We start from the raw sequence: 5514 nt of genomic DNA, 5'->3' as shown, positions 1-5514 counted from the left end.
CGCCGACCTCACCGGCTGACCCACCACCGGGCGCCCCCCCCCCCGGGGCGCCCGGCCACCCCCGCCCGGCACACCCCGCAAAGGAACCACGGTGGAAGCCCTCGTCAACCAACTCCCCATCGGCCTGGCCATCGGCGCCGTCCTCCTCCTCGCCGCCCTCGGCCTCAACTTCACCTTCGGCCAAATGGGCGTCATCAACATGGCCCACGGCGAACTCATCATGACCGGCGCCTACACCGCCTACGTCCTCCACGCCTGGATCGGCCTCAACCCCGCCTACAGCCTCCTCATCGCCCTACCCGCCGCCTTCGCCATCACCGGCACCCTCGGCTGGCTCCTCGAAACCACCCTCATCCGCCACTTCTACGGCCGCCCCCTCGACACCCTCCTGCTCACCTTCGGCATCGGCATGATCCTCCAACAAGCCGCCCGCGACATCTTCGGCGCACCCAACGTCGACGTCCCCGCCCCCACCTGGCTCACCGGCGGCATCACCCTCCCCGGCGACATCCGCATCCACCACTCCCGCCTCTTCATCCTCGCCCTCGCCATCACCTGCGTCATCGCCACCGCCCACTACCTCAACCGCACCCGCCAAGGCCGCCGCATGCGCGCCGTCATCCACAACCGCGACCTCGCCGCCGTCTCCGGCATCGACACCCGCAAAGTCGACGCCACCACCTTCTTCATCGGCTCCGGACTCGCCGGCATCGCAGGCGTCGCCCTCACCCTCATCGGCCCCACCGGACCCACCCTCGGCACCAACTACATCGTCGACGCCTTCCTCGTGGTCGTCGTCGGCGGACTCGGCCGCCTCAGCGGCACCGTCCTGGCCGCCTTCTCCCTCGGCATCCTCAACGCCACCGTCGAAGCCTGGGCCGACGCCTCCCTCGCCAAACTCATCGTCTTCGCCGCCATCGTGGCCTTCCTCCAGGCCCGCCCCCAAGGACTCTTCACCGTCAAAACAAGGGCCCTCACATGACCACCACAACCCCACCCGCCCCCGCACCCACGCCCACGCTCCTGCACCGCATGCGCGGACCCGCCACCCTCCTCGCCCTCCTCGCCGCCGCCCTCCTCCTACTCCCCCAACTCCTCGAACCCTTCCGCCTCAACCTCCTCGCCCAATACCTCTGCTACGCCATCGTCGCCCTCGGCATCGCCCTGGCCTGGGGCCGCGGCGGCATGCTCACCCTCGGCCAAGGCGTCTACTTCGGCCTGGGCGCCTACGCCATGGCCATGCACCTCACCCTCCAAGCCACCGCCGCCGACCCCCTCACCGGCGACCTCCCCCCGTTCATGGTCTGGTCCGGCCTCACCCAACTCCCCTGGTTCTGGAAACCCTTCACCAGCCCCGCCGTCGCCGTCCTCGCCGCCATCCTCGTCCCCGGCACCCTCGCCGCACTCCTGGGCTGGTCCGTCTTCCGCCGCCGCGTCCGCGGCGCCTACTTCGCCATCCTCAACCAGGCCCTCGCCGCCGCCTTCGTCATCCTCCTCATCGGACAACAACACCTCACCGGCGGCTCCAACGGCCTCACCAACTTCCCCGTCTTCGCCGGAACCAGCCTGTACACCCCCACCGCACAGACCACCCTCTACACCCTCACCGTCCTCACCCTGACCGGCACCTACCTCCTCTTCCGCCACATCACCCACAGCCGCTACGGCAAACTCCTCATCGCCGTCCGCGACGCCGAAGACCGCGTCCGCTACCTCGGACACGACCCCACCTGGATCAAAACCCTCGCCTACACCCTCGCCGCCATGGCCGCCGGCGCCGCAGGAGCCCTCTTCGTCCCCATCATGGGCATCATCTCCCCCACCCTCATCGGCGTCATCCCCTCGATCATGATGGTCCTCGCCGTCGCCATCGGCGGCCGCCACTCCCTCGCCGGAGCCGCCGCCGGCGCCATCGTCATGAACACCGCCCAGACCACCTTCGCCGAAACCTTCGCCGGCGGCTGGACCTACCTCCAAGGCGCCCTCTTCGTCCTCGTCATCGCCCTGGCCCCCCGCGGCCTCGCCGGACTGGCCACCACCCTCAAAAACCACCTCACCCGCCGAACACCCACCCCGGAACCCGCACCCGAACCGGCCGCCCAACAGAGCACCCCCGCCTGACGGAGAAACCCATGAGCCTGCTCACCCTCACCGACCTCACCGTCACCTTCGGCCCCTTCACCGCCCTCGACCACATCGACCTCACCATCGACGAAGGCGAACTCCGCTTCCTCATCGGACCCAACGGCGCCGGCAAAACCACCCTCATCGACACCATCACCGGCCGCACCCGCCCCACCCACGGCACCATCACCTTCGACAACACCGACATCACCCGCACCCCCGAACACCGCATCGTCCGCCACGGCATCGGACGCACCTTCCAGACCAGCGTCGTCTTCGAAGAACTCACCGTCATCGAGAACGTCGACCTCGCCGCCTCCTCCCGCCTCACCCCCTGGCGACTCCTCCGACGCGCCCCCACCACACCCCCCGACGCCCTCGCCGTCCTGGACCGCGTCGACCTCACCCACCTCGCCCACAAACCCGCCGCCACCCTCTCCCACGGCCAACGCCAATGGCTCGAAATCGCCATGCTCCTGGCCCAGAAACCCCGACTACTCCTCCTCGACGAACCCGTCGCCGGCATGAACGCCGAAGAACGCACCCGCACCGGCGAACTCCTCACCCACATCGCCCACGACCACACCATCGTCGTCATCGAACACGACATGGACTTCCTCCGCCGCTACGCCCACCAGGTCACCGTCCTGCACGAAGGCCGCATCCTCACCCACGGCGACCTCACCACCGTCCAGAACGACCCCAAGGTCCGCGAGGTCTACCTCGGCCGCACCACCACCCAGGAGACCCCCGCATGACACCCCCCGAACACGACCCCGCCCCCACCCTCCAGATCACCGGCCTCAACGCCGGCTACGGCCGCGCCCGCGTCCTCTTCGACATCGACCTCACCATCCACCCCGGCACCGTCGCCTGCATCATGGGCCGCAACGGCGTCGGAAAAACCACCCTCCTCAACACCATCGCCGGACTCCTCACCCCCACCACCGGCACCATCCACCACAACGGCACCGACATCACCCGCACCCCACCCCACACCCGCATCCGCAACGGCATCGGCTACGCACCCCAAGGCCACGAGACCTTCGCACCCCTCACCGTCGCCGAGAACCTCCACGTCGCCCACCAAGGCGCCAAACGAGGCGGCCCCCACCTCATCGACACCGCCCTCACCCACTTCCCCCGACTCACCCCCCTCCTCGACCGCCGCGCAGGCCTGCTCTCCGGCGGCCAAGCCCAACAACTCGCCATCGCCCGCGCCCTCGTCACCGACCCCGACCTGCTCATCCTCGACGAACCCACCGAAGGCATCCAGCCCAACATCGTCACCGAGATCGAGAACGCCATCACCGACATCGCCGCCCAGGGCACCACCATCCTCCTCGTCGAGCAATACCTCGACGTCGCCCTGCGCTGCGCCGACACCGTCACCGTCATCGACGGCGGCCGCATCACCCACACCGGCCCCAAGAACGACCTCACCGAAGAAACCGCCCACACCCTCCTCGCCATCTGACCCACACCCCACAAAAAAAGGGGGCACCGACCACCCGGCCGACACCCCCACAACCACACCTCACCCCGACAAGGGCAACCACCCCGTCCGCACCTGCCAACCCCCACCCGCCTCCAAACGCTCCACCACCGCACGCTCCAAACGCGTATTCCGCGGCGCCCGAGCCACATCCACCTCCGGCATCCCGAACACGAACCGGAACACATCCGACTCCCCCGGCACACCCCCACCCACCAACGTGAACCGCCGCTGGAACCGCACGATGTTCGACGACTCCCCCAACACCTCACCCCACCGCGGATCCAACAACCACGACGTACACGTCGCCACCACCGGATCCACCCCCAGATGCGCCCGCGCAAAACCCCGCGCCCGCCCCAACGCATCCGACACCGACACCGGATCCAACCCACCCGACGGAATGTGCAACCGCAACACCGGATCCCCCACACCCATCCCCGGACCCAGCCCCGCGGCCTCCTCCCCCGAATACCACTCCACCCCGCCCTGAGGCCCCAACACCCCCGGCTCCAACTGCAAACCCCCCACCCAGAACAACCGCCCCCGGAACTGCGCCGCCACCCACGCCGCAGTCTCCACACCCACCCGACCGAACATCCGCCGCGAACGCCCCACCTGCACACCCACATCCGCCAGCGTCGCCCGCGTCACCGCCGGATCCACCCCCAACGCACCATGCGCCGCATACTGCGCCGGCACCCGCGCCGCAAAAGCCACCAACGACGCCACCCGCACCCGCACATCGTCATACGCCACCAACGACGGCCAATCCACCCACGTCCCCACAGGCAACTGGGCATCCGCCGCCAAACGCCGGTACATCCCCACCACCAGCGCCCACGCCTCCGCCGACCACCCCTCACCCGACGGACCCGGCCACACCGCAGCCACCTCCGCACGGTCCTCAGGCGCCAGACCGAACTCGTCCCACACCCGCTCCGCATCCCCACCCTGCGGCACCCGCAACGGCTCCCACGGCTCCGGCAACCCCCGCGCCGCGATCAACCAACGACGGTCATCCTCCGCCAGACCCAACCGGTCGGCCACCATGTCAGCGTTCATGCGCCACATCATGGCCGAACAACCGACCCTCGCGCGAGTGCCCGAACCACCCACCATGAACAAAATCAACACAAGTGAACCCGAACGTGCACACCACGCGTCTCACCGTTGCTGATTCCGTGGTCGGATATCAGCATCCCGGACATTTCTGTCCGGAAGGTCCGTGCCGGTCACCACAACGGCGGTTGGGTGTCCTGACGACGGTCTCCCGTTTCCTTCCGCTCGCGCGGTGTTGCGCCATCTGCCCGCCCCGCCGGGGCGTTGCGGCCCCGGCGGGTGGTGCGGGTCTTACGGTCGGCTCCACGAGGCTTCGACACTTGCGTGTCCCGGTCTCCGGCCACTCCGGTACCGGTACTACTGCTCACCCGCGCCGCCAGGGCGGCCAGGTTGCGTGCGGCGTTGACGTCCCGGTCCAGGACCAGACCGCACTCGCCGCAGCTGAAGGTGCGCACGGACAGGGGCAGCTTGGCTTTCACCGCACCACAGCCCGAGCACGTCTTGGAGGAGGCGAACCACCGATCCGCCACCACCAGCCACCCACCGTTCCACACGGTCTTATAGGCCAGTTGGCGGCGGATCTCACCGAAGGAGGCATCGGCGATCGACCGGGCCAGACGCCGGTTCCTCACCATCCCGGCCACGTGCAGGTCCTCCACGACCACGGTTTCGTACTCGCGGGCCAGGGACGTGGTGAGCTTGTGCAGCGCATCGGCGCGCAGGTCCGCGATGCGGTGGTGGATCCGGTTGCGCTGCTCGTTGGCCCGGCGCCACCTCCTTGATGGTTCCTGCCGGGTGCGCCGATCCGGTCCCCGGCGGCGGGACACCCTCCG

The 5514-nt window shown here is 69.0% G+C and carries 6 protein-coding genes; 4 read left to right on the top strand and 2 right to left on the bottom strand.

Annotated elements, in window-relative coordinates:
* Positions 1-91: 91 nt before the first annotated feature.
* The 4 genes from urtB to ACJOT3_RS32310 are packed head-to-tail and all read left to right on the top strand — an operon-like array spanning position 92 to position 3601.
* Entirely contained in the window at positions 92-982 is an 891-nt protein-coding gene (gene urtB / locus ACJOT3_RS32325; protein ID WP_406976928.1) for an urea ABC transporter permease subunit UrtB, read from the top strand.
* Positions 979-2121, top strand: a complete 1143-nt coding sequence (gene urtC, locus ACJOT3_RS32320) for an urea ABC transporter permease subunit UrtC (RefSeq protein ID WP_406976927.1) — start codon at positions 979-981, stop codon at positions 2119-2121. Before urtB ends, urtC begins: the two co-directional genes overlap by 4 nt.
* Positions 2122-2132: 11 nt before the next feature.
* Positions 2133-2882, top strand: a complete 750-nt coding sequence (gene urtD, locus ACJOT3_RS32315; RefSeq protein ID WP_406976926.1) for an urea ABC transporter ATP-binding protein UrtD — start codon at positions 2133-2135, stop codon at positions 2880-2882.
* Complete coding sequence (locus ACJOT3_RS32310; RefSeq protein ID WP_406976925.1) at positions 2879-3601, top strand: ABC transporter ATP-binding protein; 723 nt, start codon at positions 2879-2881, stop codon at positions 3599-3601. Before urtD ends, ACJOT3_RS32310 begins: the two co-directional genes overlap by 4 nt.
* A 60-nt stretch (positions 3602-3661) precedes the next feature.
* Here ACJOT3_RS32310 and ACJOT3_RS32305 read toward each other — a convergent pair whose 3' ends face one another.
* Both ACJOT3_RS32305 and ACJOT3_RS32300 read right to left on the bottom strand, forming a co-directional pair.
* On the bottom strand, positions 3662-4684 hold the full coding sequence (locus ACJOT3_RS32305) for an acyltransferase domain-containing protein (protein ID WP_406976924.1): 1023 nt from the start codon (positions 4682-4684) through the stop codon (positions 3662-3664).
* 170 nt (positions 4685-4854) lie between these two features.
* Positions 4855-5514 (bottom strand): RNA-guided endonuclease InsQ/TnpB family protein (locus tag ACJOT3_RS32300; RefSeq protein ID WP_406976923.1); only part of this gene is annotated, 660 nt, incomplete at its 5' end.

The organism is Nocardiopsis protaetiae (assembly GCF_045446735.1).
GTDB classification, from domain to species: domain Bacteria; phylum Actinomycetota; class Actinomycetes; order Streptosporangiales; family Streptosporangiaceae; genus Nocardiopsis; species Nocardiopsis protaetiae.
This window is presented reverse-complemented; position numbering and strand designations above follow the sequence as displayed.